Raw genomic sequence first — 14,657 nt, 5'->3', positions numbered from 1 at the left:
CTGGTGATCTGTGATGTGTCGGCCGGGCACGCGAGTGATTCCTCTTGGCGGAAGAACCACTTGCATAATCCCGACCGGCCGCGATCACCAGTCGGCGCGGTCCTCCTAGGGATCGCGCCGACGCTGGGCTCGTAACTCCGGTCGGGCTACGCCCTCCCTACGTCACGAGCCCAGCGAAACTCTCTCACCTTGATTGACGCTGCCTTCCATCCTGATCGCCGCGCGACAAGACGATCACGTGCGCAATGGCCGCTTCGGTCGGCGGCCCGCTGAGTACGACGTGCTCCGGCGCATGCGCCTGCACGACAGTGCCGGAGTAGCGGCGGCAGATGTATTTCGGGCGGCGTGTGACCAGCACGCGCCATTGCGCCGGGATCACGTCAAGGCGCTTGCTGACGTCCTCGCCGATCTTCGTCATGGTCCGCAACCGCACGGGCAGAGCGTGCTCGCAGGCTCGATGATCCGTTCCACGCGCGGCAAATGGGCAGGCAAGCAGCCGCGATTGCGATGAGAACCTTGATCCGGTACGCTCCGCGATCGGCCCTTGATCACAGCCTCGGCTCTCTCCTGCGCCGCGTCCAGGATGCCTTGCGCGATCTCCACGTCTTCCAACGGTAAATGATACTGATCTGGCCGCAGCTTCTCGGATTTCGCGCCGAACCTGTCGCGCCGCAATTCGCCGAGGATGACCTCCAGCCGACGCTGCGCTTCCTCCGACGCCGCCAGCGCCCCCTGATGCTCGCTCAAGGCCGCCCGCGTTTGCGCCAAAAGGGCTTTCAGTTGTTCATTTTCGTCGCGCAGCGCCGCGATGCTCATGCGCTATTTCGAGCACATCGCCGCCGCGCGTGCCACGCTCAAAATAGCTGCCGAGTCATTCTGCCGCAGTTATCCCGCCGCCTGGGGGCGCCGTGCTTCTTCCGGGCGGACCAACCTCCAATCCAGCCCCTCGAACAGTGCCGCGAACATCGCCGGTGATATCCGCATCACGCCGTCTGCGATCGTTGGCCAAACGAACTTGCAACCTTCAAGACGCTTGTGCACCAACACCAGGCCCGTTCGATCCCAGACAAAAGTCTTGATCCGGTCCGCTCGTTTCGATCGGAACGCGAAGGCGCCTCCGCTGAATGGATCAAGACGAAGTATCTCCTGCACTTCGCCGTAAGCCCATCGTGGCGACAGTGGAAGTCGATCGGCCGGTTGCAATGTAACTCTTATCAGCAGCGGCCGCGATCATCGTGACGCTCGCACCTTGCGGATCACCCCGGACAGCTGCTCGCCATCTGTCGCCGTATCCGTCTGCAACACGACATCGTCGATTGCGGCGTCTCAAGCTTGATCGCGGAACTTGACACTCCTCCGACGCATCTCCCACGATCAGCGGCGCGAATGTCGGATGCGACTCGGATAAGTCGCCGAGAGTCTGTTATCCCGTGTCGCGGTGGCCGAGGGGCGCGCAAGCACGGAGCGACGCGCTAGCAGATCTACGATTGGCGACGGCAGTTTCGGGAGCGAGGCGTGTTGCCGCCGTGCGAGGCGGCTCTCAGCCTCCGAACGCACGCGGCGCCCCGAAGGTCCTCCAAGAACCTCCAGCCGGCTCACCGACCTCGCCGATGAGACGTCCAAATGGACATCCTTTTTGCCGTCTAATCCCATCTAAACCTCGATCCAAGCCGGACGCTTCTTCGCACAGCTATCCGCTCTCGCTAAGCGCTTACGCGCTCTCGTTCCGCATTCAACAAAAGCCTATAACGGCGTATACATCCGGGCCGCAGCCGGCACGCACTGTCAGCTATCATTTGCTACACGAGCCAACACGCAACATCGAGCGCCGCAGGCGCCTTCGTTCGCCTCGAATTCCGACGCCTGCGCGCCATGCTCGCACTATCTCTTCACAACCTGACACTACGTCAGGTTCGGCTCTGCTATCGTCGAGCTCTGTTGCACTTCAGGTACAGCAATTCGCGTAAGCGCTGATACAACGGCCACACTGGGGGCCATTAAAGAGAGTAACAACCGAAATGAAAAAGCAGTCACTCGTTTGCGCGAGCATTCTTGCGATGGCCGCTGCGACGTCCGCGTCTGCCGCAGATCTCGCCGCGCGTCCCGCATTTCCGAATACGCCGACGCCCAGCCCGGCTGTCATCGCGCTCTACGACTGGAGCGGCTTCTATGCCGGCGTCAATGGCGGCTGGGGCTCGAGCCATAACTCCTGGGATTTTCTCGGCTCTATCCCCGAGGGCTCTCACGACGCAACCGGCGGCACAGTAGGGGGCCAGATTGGATATCGTTGGCAATTCGGCAATACCGTGCTCGGACTCGAAGGGCTGGGCAACTGGGCCGATCTCAGCGGCTCAAACGTTAGCATTGCCAACCCGGGCACCACCAATCACACAAACATCGACGGTTTCGGCTTGCTGACCGGCCAGATTGGCTATTCGGCCGGCAACGTACTGCTCTACGCCAAAGCGGGCGCGGCTGTGGTAGGGAGCACTTATCGGATCACTAATTCGGCTGGCTTTCTGGGCGACGCGGATACCACACGTTGGGGAGGTACGGCCGGTGCCGGTCTTGAGATTAGCCTAACACCGAACTGGTCAGCTGGCATCGAGTACGACCACGTGTTCATGCCGGCTAGTGACGTTAGCTTCGCAACAGGACTAGGAAACGACCGCATTCGTCAGGACTTTGATCTCGTCACCGCCCGCCTCAACTACAAGTTTGGCTGGCCACTCGCGAGCAAATAAGGATCTCAGTTTCTCAATCAATGATCGAGGGCCCCGGCGCCTGCCGGGGCTCTTTGTCCAGGGTCATCGTCCTGTATCGCCGTCGGCCTTTCAATAGGTGTTATCAGCTCTCTTGATCCATGAGGGCTGCGTATAATTAGGCTCGCTTCGCCCGGCGATCACGGTCTGGCCTCCGACGAGTCCCTATATCGCCGCCTCAAGCTCGATGTTGGAAGCTTGATATTGCCACGGCGAGCCGTCCGGCATCGGCAACAGTGCGCATGCCAGCCGTATTCAAGCCGCGCTTAGTGAATGGCCTCCTGACCAAACCGCAACAGCGTCGCACCGGCTCGACGATTCTCCCTCGCTCGACGAGGGACTACCAACGCTGAGAGGTTTAATATTCCGCATGGTGGAGTATGTCACGTGCACCAGCCATATTCATGGACAAAGTGAAGGTGCGATCATGAATAACTCTGCCGACCCCTCACGTACTCTTCGAACGTTAGAAACGTTGGAATCCAACGTTCGCCTGTACTCGCGTCTCTTCCCAGCGTGCTTTAGTCATGCGCGCGGGCCCTTTCTGCTAAGCGAGACGGGCGAACGGTTCATCGACTTCTTTTCCGGGGCTGGAGCGCTCAATTACGGCCACAACAATCATCAGCTAAAGGCAGCTATTACAGAATATCTGGGATCTGATGCTGTCGTTCACGGCCTCGATATGGCCACTCCGGCCAAGGTCGACTTTATGGAGACTTTCAACTCAGTTATTCTTCGTGAGCGGGGCTTGGATTATCGATTTCAATTTACTGGACCTACAGGTGCCAATGGCGTTGAGGCGGCATTGAAGCTGGCGCGTAAAGTAACCGGGCGCCACAACATCATTTCATTCACACGTGGTTATCATGGCCTCAGTCTCGGCGCCGCGGCTGCGACCAGCAGTCGCTTTCTTCGCGAAGCCAGTGGAGTCCCCCTGTCCGGCGTCACGATAATGCCCTATGATGGTTATCTTGGAGATGAGATTGATACGGCGGAGCACCTGCGGAACATATTGCTGGACTCTAGCAGCGGCATCGATGCGCCAGCCGCCATTCTCCTTGAAACAGTACAGGGGGAGGGCGGCATCAACGTCGCTCAAAAGGAATGGCTACGATCCGTACAAGCCCTAGCGGCAGAGATTGGAGCCATATTTATCGTCGACGATATTCAGATGGGTTGCGGCCGTACTGGCGATTTCTTCAGCTTTGAGTTCGCCGAGTTGTCACCAGATGTCGTAATATTGTCGAAGTCCTTAAGTGGATATGGTCTGCCGTTATCCATGTTGTTGATCAAAGAGGCAATTGATATATGGGAACCGGGAGAGCACACGGGCACCTTTCGAGGAAATAACCTAGCGCTTGTCTCTGCAACTGCAGCTTTGAATATCTACTGGCGCACTGAGATCTTTTCGCAAAGCATTTATCGACTGGGAACGCTGATGCGTCACCGGCTTAATGCTATTGCGCGCGCGCATGGAGACCACTTCACTGTCCGCGGCCGCGGAATGGCGCTCGGCTTTGATTGCCGAAATACTCACCTCGCTGAGACTGCAGCACGCAAGGCGTACGATAGGGGCCTCATCATTGAACGATGCGGCCCGGCGGACGAGGTCATCAAATTCTTTCCTCCGCTAACGATCGACCCGGAGACGCTGACTAAGGGTTTGGACATCTTTGAAGATAGCTTAGCGGAAGCAGCCCCGCTCTGACATGACATCTGCATCGGGCCTCGCTGCCTCGGCGAGGCCTCACGCCAGACGCTTGATCACCGCGGCAGGCTAGCACCTGTTCCGCATCTCGCTGGTGCTACACTTCGAGTACCACGACCGTCTAACTCTTGTTTCTCCCTGAACATGTTCCAGCTTCAGTCGACTAGCTCCCTGGGGACGGGCCTAGTCGTCGGGCAGGTCGCCTACCCGCATCACACTGCGGCCCAGGTCAACCTGGACTCGGATACGGATACGCTAACCGCCCGCACTCACGGTGAGCCCGGCTACAGAACCAGTAGGCTAACGAAGGCCGTTTGCATGTTGGGCGCGCGGTAATTGGTTGCGCATCACTTGCCTGGCAGGCACCTGGCAGATCGTGCGTTCTGGCGTTGCGTAACTCAACTGCCCAGTAGCGGAATGCACTTATCGAAGGATCGGTCCGCTCGGCGATGGTCATCGTGACAAGCCATCTCAAGACTTCTACAAGGGAGGTGAAGTTGCCGCTGACGACTCATTTCCGCGGTGAGTAGCCGGCTCTCCCGACCTGCAGCGCGGTATATCGCCAATCAGGAGGTGATGGCTAGTGAGGTGCTTCCACCCCACTAGTGCGGAGCTCTGCATGGACCCTCTGAGCACAGTAAGAAGCGGCCTCAAGATCTCGCAATTCGTATGTCTTTGGCTTGGACCCGGTGAGCGCTAAAACAACAATCTTCTGCGCACTCCTCACGGGGTGGATGCCTTCCCGATGCAGAGCGGTAAGCGCGGCCTCCGCGTCATGCGTCAAATACCCCTCGGGGCTTTCATCCTGCTCGAGATCGATCCACATGATACCAAGCCTTCGTAAAACGTCTTCAGCATTACGTTTTTCGAAGACGCTTTGAAATGCAACCCGTGTTGCTGACGGGTTGATGACCACGCAAACCCCGCCTCCTGCGTCAGTCACCAAAGTACCGGCCATCTCATTCGGCAGTAACGATTTGCAGGAGATGGCTATTCTCCGGCCGGCAGCATAGTCGATTGCGCCATGGTGAAGCACTTTCGCCCCGCAGCGTGCTATCCGACTTGCGTTGGCATAGGAGACTGTCGGGAGCAGCCTTGCTTGCCTCACAATCCTCGGATCGGCGGAGTAGATGCCACAGACATCCGAGTAGACTTCGCAAACGCCACTTCCCACCATATCGGCGGCTATTACCGCAGTCAAATCCGAGCTATTGCGGCCGAGCATTGAGACCCGTCCACCTTCATCCAGACCCTGCGCTCCGGCAAGGATTACCACGCGGCCATAATCGAGCGCCTTTAGCAGCGGTTTGTTGTCGACCTCCTCGATGACCGTCCTACCTAGAACCAAGGATGTCTTGATTCCAATCGAATAGCCAAAGAGCGATGATGTCGGCACCGAGTGTCTTTGCAATGCTGCCTCAAGAAGTCCAGCGGAAATCATTTCTCCCGCTGTCAGGACGGTGTCCAAGGCAACGGTGCTGCAGATTTCATTCACAGAGAGCGCTAGAGACTTCAGTACGTCCGTCTGGCCGTGCATCGCGCTAACGACGACCACGACTTGCCGCGCGTCATTTGCAAGCCTATCTACTATATGTCTGGAGACAGCGCGGTACGCCTCCGCATCACGAAAGCTCGATCCCCCACACTTCATTACTTTGATTGACATGCGCCGTGGCCCAACGTGCGAGATCACTTGCTTTAACTCACCCGGCGCCGCATTAGATCAGACGACGAGCCGCTTCGCGCGCTCGACATCCGGCTGCTTCTTGAGAGCTGCTCCTCGCGCTAGGCTTGTCATCGTCGCAGCAATAGCTGTACCACGAGATAGCTCACGATTAGCGCCGCCCGGCATCTCGCTGGCGGCTTGGGCGTGTTGCGGCAGCACAGGACGATGCACCTAAACAATGGCGCGCTAGTTGCCTGAGACCTCCATCCCGCGTTGTTCGATGTCGCCCATCTTGATTGTTGCGGTTGCCACAAAGGTCGATCGGGCCGCTAGTTCACACACCGCAGCGAGCTCCGTCGTACTGCATCACTACCTGAGATCATCAACAAGGGACATGAGCGGCATCCGGCGTACTGGCTTGGCACACCTCTTGCTGATGCTTCCACTGAACAGATCTCGGGAGGCCTCTTGCTCAGTCCGTTGAATGATGTCCGGCACGCCGCGTTGTTGCTGCCCGGTCTCCGGCACTTGCCGCCCCAGACCTGCGATGGAGCGACGTGTTTCGCCCGGTTCACTCGAACGGGCGACCCACTGCGCCGAGCCAGAATTTGGCCAAATACGGCCTTGCACGGAAGAGCTCGCCTCTGGGAACGCGTTCCCAAGATGGTGCTGCGACCGCAGCGGCAAGCGGAGCGTTGCAAAAAGCGCTCCGGACCCTATGCCACCCTCGGCGGGGACAGCACCAAGCGATTATATGCGCTCTACCTCAGCCCGGGCCCCGCCGGGACACAAAGCCCTCGCTTTTTTTCAGCTGGAGCGACCACCGCCGGTAAGCAGTCCGGTCCTGCGCCTGTTAACAATCGAGGCGCGCCAATCGTGTCAGGCCAAGAACGTATTGTGTGGAAAGGCCGGACGATGACACACGCCTGCGGCGTAGGTCGCCGCGACAACTTCGATGCGAAACCCGGCAAAAACTATGGCCTCTGGCAATCAGAACGCAGATTCTATTTGCCAACTGGACAGTTCATTGTCGTGGCGCCCTCGTCTCGGTTCACCAGAACCAGACTATCAACAGCAGGCCGCATCCTTGGCCTCCCCACAGGCGGCCATCAAACATTCTATGAAGATAGAGCGAGAGGGGACTCTGCGCCTGTAGGGCGGGAGATCGCCTTGCGCTTCCATATCCACAACCGTCTGCGTGCCGAACATCAATTGGTAACTCGCATACAGACGCCGTACATCAGCCGGGGAGAGACCTTACAATGAGCCTGGGATATCAGCAGAATGTTCGGCAATCGCAATCAGCCGTACTATCGCCGCGCCTGGCGAAGGCGATAAAGCTGCTGAAATTGTCTAATCTCGATCTGGCTGATTTCGTGGAGGAGGAGCTCGAGTGCAATCCATTGCTGGAGCGCGACATAGACATGCTGACGCAAGAGGATGCCGGAACAACGACCGACCTCTTCAGCGAAGCCAGCGGTCCGGACGACGCTAGTGATCTTGACAGCGACGCGTTCGACAATAGCCAACAAGACGGCTTGAGCGTAGACCCTGGCACTCGCCCCGAGCTCGACGCGGCGCCCAGCCCGGAGCTTGACGATCTTCATTCCGAGCCATTTGATGAGGACATTCCTCAGAATTCGGACCAAGATCGGCTGGACGTCGGCACAGAGGCGTCCCGCAGCCGATCTTGTCAGGAAGACTATAATCTAGAGGCGTGCGTACCGAAAGAGATCACCCTCCGCGATCATTTGACCGAGCAGCTCGGACTCGCGCTGACGTCGCCCACAAAGCGACTCATCGGACGCTATCTAATCGACCTCGTCGATGACGCCGGATACTTGCCGCAAGACCTAGGAAATGCCGCCAAACGGCTGGGGGCCTCGCAAACAGATGTTGATCTCGTTCTGGCAACATTGCAGACGTTTGACCCTCCTGGCGTCTTCGCTCGTTCTTTGAAAGAATGTTTCGCGATCCAGCTGCGCGAGCGCAACCGCTATGACCCAGCGATGCAGGCACTGGTTGAGAACCTCGCTCTTGTACCTGAGGGGGTTCCTGCCCTGCGCAGCGTTTGCGGAGAGAGCGATGAGGACATCGCCGATATGATTGCGGAACTTCGGTCACTCGACTCGAAGCCGGGACATAAGTTTGGTTCGGTGCGCCTGGAACTTTTGATCCCAGATGTCTTTGTTCGCCGGGGTCATCACCACAATTGGGTAGTCGAGCTGAACAGTGAAGCGTTTCCCAGCATTTCGCTGAATCAGGTTTATTATCGCGATTTCAAGGGCAAAATGCGCAACCGTAATGACAAGGCCTACCTGGCCAATAAGTGGTCTGATGCACGCTGGCTGGTAAGTTCACTTGAGAGACGTGCGAACACAATCTTGAAAGTTGCGAGCGAAATTGTGCGTCAGCAACATGACTTTTTCTCCTACGGCGTAGAGCATCTACGACCCCTCAATCTGAAAGCAGTGGCCGACGCCGCGGGGGTGCATGAGTCCACCGTTTCACGCGTAACGAACAACAAGTACATGGCCTCCAATCGTGGACGGTTCGAGCTCAAATACTTCTTCAAACCATCCATTGCTTCAGCCGTCGGCGAGACGGCTCACTCGGCAGAGGCTGTTCGCCACCGCATTAAGAGGCTCATCGACTCCGAGGCCCAAGCATCAGTGCTCTCAGATGACGCAATCGTCGAGCTATTGCGTTCCTCTGGGATCGATATAGCGCGCCGGACGGTCGCAAAATACCGTGGCAAAATGGGCATCCCTCCGTCCGTGGAGCGACGGCGCCAGAAGCAAGCTGCTCTCGGCTATGTTTCCTCAACGACTCCGCTCAATTCCCCAGACCGTACGGAGGCGGCTTGATCCTATTGAAGGATTTCGTTCACAGCGGCGGAGAAACGCATAGTTGAGCTGTCAGGCAGGACCATCAAGCTTGCTAGGCGCCGGGGATTGCCCCCAACCGCCTAAAGCCCTTAGATTGAAGACGGCCAATTGGGGCGTTAAGTCGCCCCGACGGCCGTTCTGCTAGGCTCAGGGGCAACGGCTGCATCCTTTCGCAGCCCCGATGGCCCCGCGTGAGCGTGATCCTCTCTCAGGCTGCTACGCGATTTTCATAAGCAAGAAATGGGTTGACTGGTTTAAGCAGGGCATCCGAAGCATCGATTGGAGCTCTGCCGCTAAATTGCTTGGTCAACCCTGCACTGATGAACCATAAGATGCCATCGGCGAGCATCCTGTGGGACGCTTGAACACTTCGTCTCACAAGATCGCCGTGTTGATGCCTAGGCCGCTCCTCGACGGGTAGATACCGCGCCTCAAATGCTGAGAAACGAAGAGACGTTCGATCCAATTGACGCAAGCTCCGCTGCCAGCACCCTGCCGGGGCATGGTGTAGCTGACGGTAGGTTACCTGCGATTTTCCGGCAGGCGGGTCGGAAGGCATCAGCCTGCCACGTCGGGCAGACCGACGATGAATTCATCGCTTAATGGCGCGATGCTTTCCGGCGTCATGTAGCGGGCGCCTGGACCGCACATTCGTCGTTCTGCTCGACAGGGTCGCATCGATTAGGTCGGCGATTGCGTCTCCGTTAGGGAAGATGCCGACGACCTCGGATCGCCGCTTGATCTTGCCGTTGAGGCGCTCGATCGGATTGGTAACCGGTATTTGAGTTTCTCGGTGCCGATGTCCCGCTGCGATATTCAAGATAGTGGCGTATGGTGCAACCATCGGGAGAGAGGCACCGGGAGCACCAAGGTGCGGGCAGGCCGATGCATACGATCAGCCACGAGCTCGGGTTAGTAGCTGGCCGCCTCTGCGACCAGCCCGGTTGCGCTGAGAGCGCGCATCCGTAGTTGTCGTGTCGCCCGTAGCTCCCGTCATGTGGTCTGATTTGGCAGGAGGTGCAAGTGCGACGGGTGATTGACATCGACGTCCGAACCTCGGAGAGGTGGTGGTTTGGGAGGATGGCAGCCTCCGACATGCGGGCCGTATTGATATAGACGCGGACTGCGTTGGACGGTTTTGGCAAGACCCTGCTGGCCAGTGATGCGGTGGTGGTCGAAGCGACCGCGAACAGAGTGGCGGTGTCGCCGGTTCTGGCGTCGTTCGTGGCACGCGTGATTGTCGCCAATTCGCATCAGGTGAAGGCGATCGCCCAGGCTCAAGTCGAGACCGACAAGATCGATGCCGGCACACTCGCGTGTCTGCAGGCGCCCGCGGCACCTGCCGCAGATCCGGACGCCTGACGCAGAGACGGAACGCAAGCGTCGGCTAGCGGCGCGGCGCTACCAGGTCGTGCGGCATCGCGCGGCTCAAGAACGAGGTGCAATCGATCCTGCACGCGCACCTGATCCCGAAGTGCTCCAGGCCTGCTCGCGGTCCCCGAGATCGTCCGCGCCACTTGTCGGGCCAAGCGCGCGTCCGCCGGGTTTCAGCAACGGTGCGCTTGATCTAACACCAGGCAGTACGATTATTGTTAGTTTTGCGCCAGCTGCCCATGTTAGATGTCCAACGATGGCAGCATGGGCGCTGCAACTGCTGCCGCGCATACCGTCATGGACCGCCTACATGCGGCAAGAGCCTCTCCCTCATAGCGCCAGGACCTATCTCAGGAGATTGAGCGTCACTCTCAAGCTTCTGGGCAACGGCCCAAATGTTCTGCGGCCGAGGCAATGCTGCGAGCAGGAGCATAGTCTCTCCCACACTCCTACATCACCAGAACCAAAACGGCAGAGCAACCTAGTCGGCAGTTGGTCCCGTTGTCATAAGGCGCGGCACGCTACTTGCTTAACGGCCAATGAGAATAGATGCATTGGTCTCTCGCGAGAACAGGTGCTCGATGACTTTTGTCAGGATACTTCTGCCAACACTTTGGCGCCGAGGCGCTGCAATCGCAAGCGGCGGTGCATCTTATATCCGAAGTAGCGACATGAGCTCTCGCTTGGATTCCATGCGAGCGGCCACAGCTGCCCCCACTAGCGCCGTGTCCGCTTTCACCGCCGTAGATCTCATCCAAACCGACCGGCGCACTTGCTCGACCGCTTTGCGCCGAGCGGTGCGCCTGACGGCGAATGACGGTCACCACCACCTTTCACTCTTCTTCCAACCTGCGTCGCTCGGACATGCGATAATGACGCCTTGCGTTGAGCAACGGCAAGCTGACAGTGCACCAAAGTCCGCAATCTTGTCGCGCCGCGATCGCACTTTTCATGGAGCACAAGCGAGCGCATCAAGTGAGATACGCAATTGTATGGCATACCGACGGCTTTTTACCTTCTTTCGCAATCTTACATTGTTCTACAGCGCCCTTGCGTGCGGCATGAGCTTCGCTGGCTGAGTGCGTACTTTTTGTTAGCTTTTGAAGACGCCGGAGTTCGACACATGGCAACAGGTATCGTGAAATGGTTCAACGCAAGAAAGGGATATGGCTTCATCAGACCGGATGACGGAGGTCCGGACGTATTCGTACACGCCAGCGCGGTCGCAAAAGCCGGAAGAAGCGACTTAGCCGAAGGCATACGAATTTGCTACGAGCTCAGGACCAGTGCGGCAGGCCGAACCTTTGCAGAGGACCTCAGCATCCCCTAGACCCTTTGTCCGCCCTGTGAGGTGACGGGCGGCCCCGCGGCAAGCTCCTATCGAGGGTTGCGCCGGATGGTCCGGCGCCGAACCCCAAGCATGGGGAGCGGGCCTGATGAACCATAGCATTTTCGTAGGGCTGGATGTACACAAGGCAACGATTTCGGTTGCGATGGCCCAAGGAGTGCGCGGCGAGGAAGTTCGCAACTTAGGGATCATCCTAATCGCGCCGACCAATCAACAAGCGGGCAAAGAGCCCAGGTCAAGCTGTGCATCCTCTATCACCCCTTGTCGGCGGCCAGCAAAGCCGGGGTGATCGTCACCACCGCCATTGCACGCGAGATGGTCGGCTGCCTGTGGGCGACGCTCTTCAAGTAAGAACTCGGCCCGGCCGCGTGTGAAGAGCGCTGGTCGAGCGTATCGGTGCCAGGGCGGGAGGCAGGGCGCGGTGGGGACTCCTCGTATGAGCCGGCATTGTCGACGCTCGCTCGCAGATCTCGCCGCAAGTCCAGCACGGGACCTATTTGACGCTGGATCGAACGAAGCCACGTCTTGTGAGCGTGTAACTATGGGGGCTTGATCTAGGCTGTAGCGCGGCAATCTGGGTAGGAAGTGCGCGGCAATCAGGATGGCGAGGCGTGTCGCGGCCTGATGATGATTGCCGCGATGATTGTCGCGCGCAAGAGTTTTGTTGAACTCTGATTGTCGCGCAGCGTCAATCAGCGACGGTTTTGGGTGTCGCGTGCGATGGCGGCCGTCCGGGACCGCGTTTTCGTTCGAGGGCGGTCCGTCTGCGATAGCTCTCGACGTTCATCTCGACGATGGTGGCGTGATGAACGAGGCGATCGATAGCGGCCAGGGTCATGGCGGGGTCCGGGAAGACCCTGTTCCATTCGCCGAATGGCTGATTGGCGGTGATCAGCATCGAGCGGCGCTCGTAGCGTGCACTGATGAGCTCGAACAGCACGCTGGTCTCGGCCTGATCCTTGGTGACGTAAGCGAGATCATCAAGAATCAGGAGATCGAAGCGATCGAGACGATTGATGGCCGCCTCGAGGTTAAGCTCGCGTCGCGCTAGCTGGAGCTTCTGCACGAGATCGGTGGTCCGGGTGAAGAGGACGCGCCATCCGTTCTCGATGAGGGCCAGGCCGATCGCTGCCGCCAAGTGGCTCTTTCCGCCGCCGGGCGGGCCGAACAACAGCAAATTGGCGCCCTTGCCCAGCCAGCTGTCACCGGCGGCGAGCGCCATCACCTGCGCCTTTGAGATCATCGGCACGGCTTCGAAGTCGAAGCTGTCGAAGGTCTTTCCGGTGGGCAAACGTGCTTCGACAAGGTGTCGTTCGGTCCGACGGCGGCCGCGTTCGGCAATCTCGTGCTCGGCGATGGTCGCGAGGAAGCGGCCGGCCGGCCAGCCTTCCTTGTCGGACTGTTCGGCAAATTGCGCCCACAGCACCTTGATGGCAGGCAGACGGAGCTCATTGAGCAGCAGATTGAGGCGCGCGGCATCAACCGTGTTCGTTACGCTCATGCGGCACCTCCGGTCTCGGCGGCACCGATGAGGCATTCGTAGGTCGCAAGCGGCACGAGCTGCACCACGACGTTCGGCAGGTTGGCGGGATCGGGGGCGAAGTAAGCACGTAGCCGGTTGAGGTCGGGCAGTTGGCCGGCCTCGAGATCGGCGGTGAGCTGATCGGCGAGTTCGGCCTCGCAGCCGCGTTCATGAGCGAGCGCGAGGAGATCGACCATGATCCGGCTGGCTTTTTTGTCCGGCAAGCGTTCGCGCAAGCGATCGAAGGTCTTCCGATAGGCATCCCGCGGGAACAGCTGATCTCGGTAGACCAGATTGAGAAGTGCCATCGGCTTGCGCCGCAGGGAATGGATCACGTGCCGATAATCGACGACCTGGTCGTACTTGCCATTGGGATGCGGCCGCCCACGCGGCAAGGTGACGAGATGGGTGCCCCCGACGAACACGTCGAGACGATCGTCGTAAAGGCGCACCCGCAGTCGGTGACCGATCAGGCGCGATGGCACCGTGTAGAACACCTTGCGCAGGGTGAAGCCGCCGGACGAGGTCACGCGGACGATCACCTCTTCGTAGTCGGAGGTGCGCCGATCGGGCAGCTCCTGCAACACCACGCGCTCGCTATCGATCCGCTTGGCGTTGCGGGCATTGCGGCGGCTGACGATCTCGTCGATGAAGCCGCGATAGGTGGCAAGATCGTCGAAGTCGATAGTTCCGCGCAGCAGCAAGGCATCCGCGATTGCTCGCTTGAGATGACCGTGGGGCCCTTCGATCGAACCATTCTCGTGAGCAACGCCTCGATTGTTGCGGGAAGGCCGCATGCCGTAATGGGCACAAAGGGCCTCGTATCGCTGCGTCAGATCGTCCCGTGCATCACGATTGAGATTGCAGAATGCGGCCGACAGACTGTCGGTCCGATGCTCCCGCGGCGCCCCACCGAGCGACCAGAGGGCATTCTGCAGGCCTTCCGCCAGGGCGACGAAGCTCTCGCCGCCAAGCACGACGTGGGCGTGCTCGAACCCGCAATAGGCCAAACGGAAGTGATAGAGACGATGATCCAACGGAGCACCCGCGATCGTAACACCCAACTCGTCCATGTCTGTGAAGTCGGAGAGGCCGAGTTGGCCAGGCTCGTGGGTTTGGCGGAAGATCACCTCCTGCTCCTCGCCGTGGACCGCCCGCCATGCACGGATCCGACGTTCCAGGGTACGACGGATACCGATGCCGAGATCCGGATGACGCCGTAGCATCTCCTCGAACACCGCCACCGGGCGTAAGCCAGGTGCCGCCTTCAGGATCGGGACGATCTCGGTCTCGAACACCTCGCTCAACGGGTCCGGTCGTTGCCGGCCGCGGGGCGCCTTCCTTTGCGATGGAAATCGGGGATCTCTCTCGATCCGATAGGCGGTCGAC

11 protein-coding genes and 1 pseudogene are annotated in these 14,657 nt (G+C 59.1%); 5 read left to right on the top strand and 7 right to left on the bottom strand.

Annotation, left to right across the window (positions count from 1 at the left end):
• Positions 1 to 184: 184 nt before the first annotated feature.
• From QY049_RS29930 to tnpB, 3 genes are all read right to left on the bottom strand, one after another.
• Positions 185 to 418 carry an IS66 family transposase zinc-finger binding domain-containing protein gene (locus tag QY049_RS29930; protein WP_232995632.1) on the bottom strand — a complete coding sequence of 78 codons (234 nt, stop codon included), beginning with the start codon at positions 416 to 418 and terminating at the stop codon, positions 185 to 187.
• A complete protein-coding gene (locus QY049_RS29925) occupies positions 415 to 816 on the bottom strand; it encodes a transposase (protein WP_232995633.1) in 402 nt (133 codons plus the stop codon). Before QY049_RS29925 ends, QY049_RS29930 begins: the two co-directional genes overlap by 4 nt.
• Before the next feature lie 69 nt (positions 817 to 885).
• Positions 886 to 1,152 (bottom strand): IS66 family insertion sequence element accessory protein TnpB, encoded by a 267-nt coding sequence (tnpB, locus tag QY049_RS39145; RefSeq protein WP_367401008.1) that lies wholly within the window; start codon positions 1,150 to 1,152, stop codon positions 886 to 888.
• Between the two features lie 866 nt (positions 1,153 to 2,018).
• Here tnpB and QY049_RS29920 point away from each other — a divergent pair.
• Together QY049_RS29920 and ectB are read left to right on the top strand one after the other, a co-directional pair.
• Complete coding sequence (locus QY049_RS29920) at positions 2,019 to 2,744, top strand: outer membrane protein (protein WP_128955124.1); 726 nt, start codon at positions 2,019 to 2,021, stop codon at positions 2,742 to 2,744.
• Positions 2,745 to 3,189: 445 nt separating this feature from the next.
• Positions 3,190 to 4,470 carry a diaminobutyrate--2-oxoglutarate transaminase gene (ectB, locus tag QY049_RS29915; RefSeq protein ID WP_128929879.1) on the top strand — a complete coding sequence of 427 codons (1,281 nt, stop codon included), beginning with the start codon at positions 3,190 to 3,192 and terminating at the stop codon, positions 4,468 to 4,470.
• A gap of 580 nt (positions 4,471 to 5,050) precedes the next feature.
• Here the strand turns inward: ectB and QY049_RS29910 are convergent.
• Positions 5,051 to 6,136, bottom strand: coding sequence for a uridylate kinase (locus tag QY049_RS29910; RefSeq protein ID WP_237867293.1), 1,086 nt, complete (start codon positions 6,134 to 6,136; stop codon positions 5,051 to 5,053).
• Positions 6,137 to 7,398: 1,262 nt separating this feature from the next.
• Between QY049_RS29910 and rpoN the strand changes: the two genes are divergently transcribed.
• Positions 7,399 to 9,003 (top strand): RNA polymerase factor sigma-54, encoded by a 1,605-nt coding sequence (gene rpoN / locus QY049_RS29905; RefSeq protein WP_128929881.1) that lies wholly within the window; start codon positions 7,399 to 7,401, stop codon positions 9,001 to 9,003.
• Positions 9,004 to 9,582: 579 nt separating this feature from the next.
• On the opposite strand, the pseudogene QY049_RS29900 reads toward rpoN, so the two are convergent.
• Positions 9,583 to 9,811, bottom strand: a pseudogene (locus QY049_RS29900) (transposase); the annotation flags it as partial.
• Between the two features lie 341 nt (positions 9,812 to 10,152).
• Between QY049_RS29900 and QY049_RS29895 the strand changes: the two are divergent.
• Both QY049_RS29895 and QY049_RS29890 read left to right on the top strand, forming a co-directional pair.
• A complete protein-coding gene (locus QY049_RS29895; protein ID WP_232995634.1) occupies positions 10,153 to 10,386 on the top strand; it encodes a hypothetical protein in 234 nt (77 codons plus the stop codon).
• A 1,135-nt stretch (positions 10,387 to 11,521) separates the two neighbouring features.
• On the top strand, positions 11,522 to 11,728 hold the full coding sequence (locus tag QY049_RS29890) for a cold-shock protein (RefSeq protein WP_128929882.1): 207 nt from the start codon (positions 11,522 to 11,524) through the stop codon (positions 11,726 to 11,728).
• Between the two features lie 706 nt (positions 11,729 to 12,434).
• Here the strand turns inward: QY049_RS29890 and istB are convergent.
• A complete protein-coding gene (gene istB / locus QY049_RS29885; protein ID WP_206736872.1) occupies positions 12,435 to 13,247 on the bottom strand; it encodes an IS21-like element helper ATPase IstB in 813 nt (270 codons plus the stop codon).
• Positions 13,244 to 14,657 (bottom strand): IS21 family transposase (gene istA / locus QY049_RS29880; RefSeq protein ID WP_301270372.1); only part of this gene is annotated, 1,414 nt, incomplete at its 5' end. The genes istB and istA, both read right to left, overlap by 4 nt.

It is taken from the genome of Bradyrhizobium sp. WYCCWR 13022, assembly GCF_030435535.1.
Taxonomy (GTDB): Bacteria; Pseudomonadota; Alphaproteobacteria; order Rhizobiales; family Xanthobacteraceae; genus Bradyrhizobium.
Note: the sequence above shows the minus strand (reverse complement) of the source record. Positions and strands in the feature narration are given on the sequence as shown.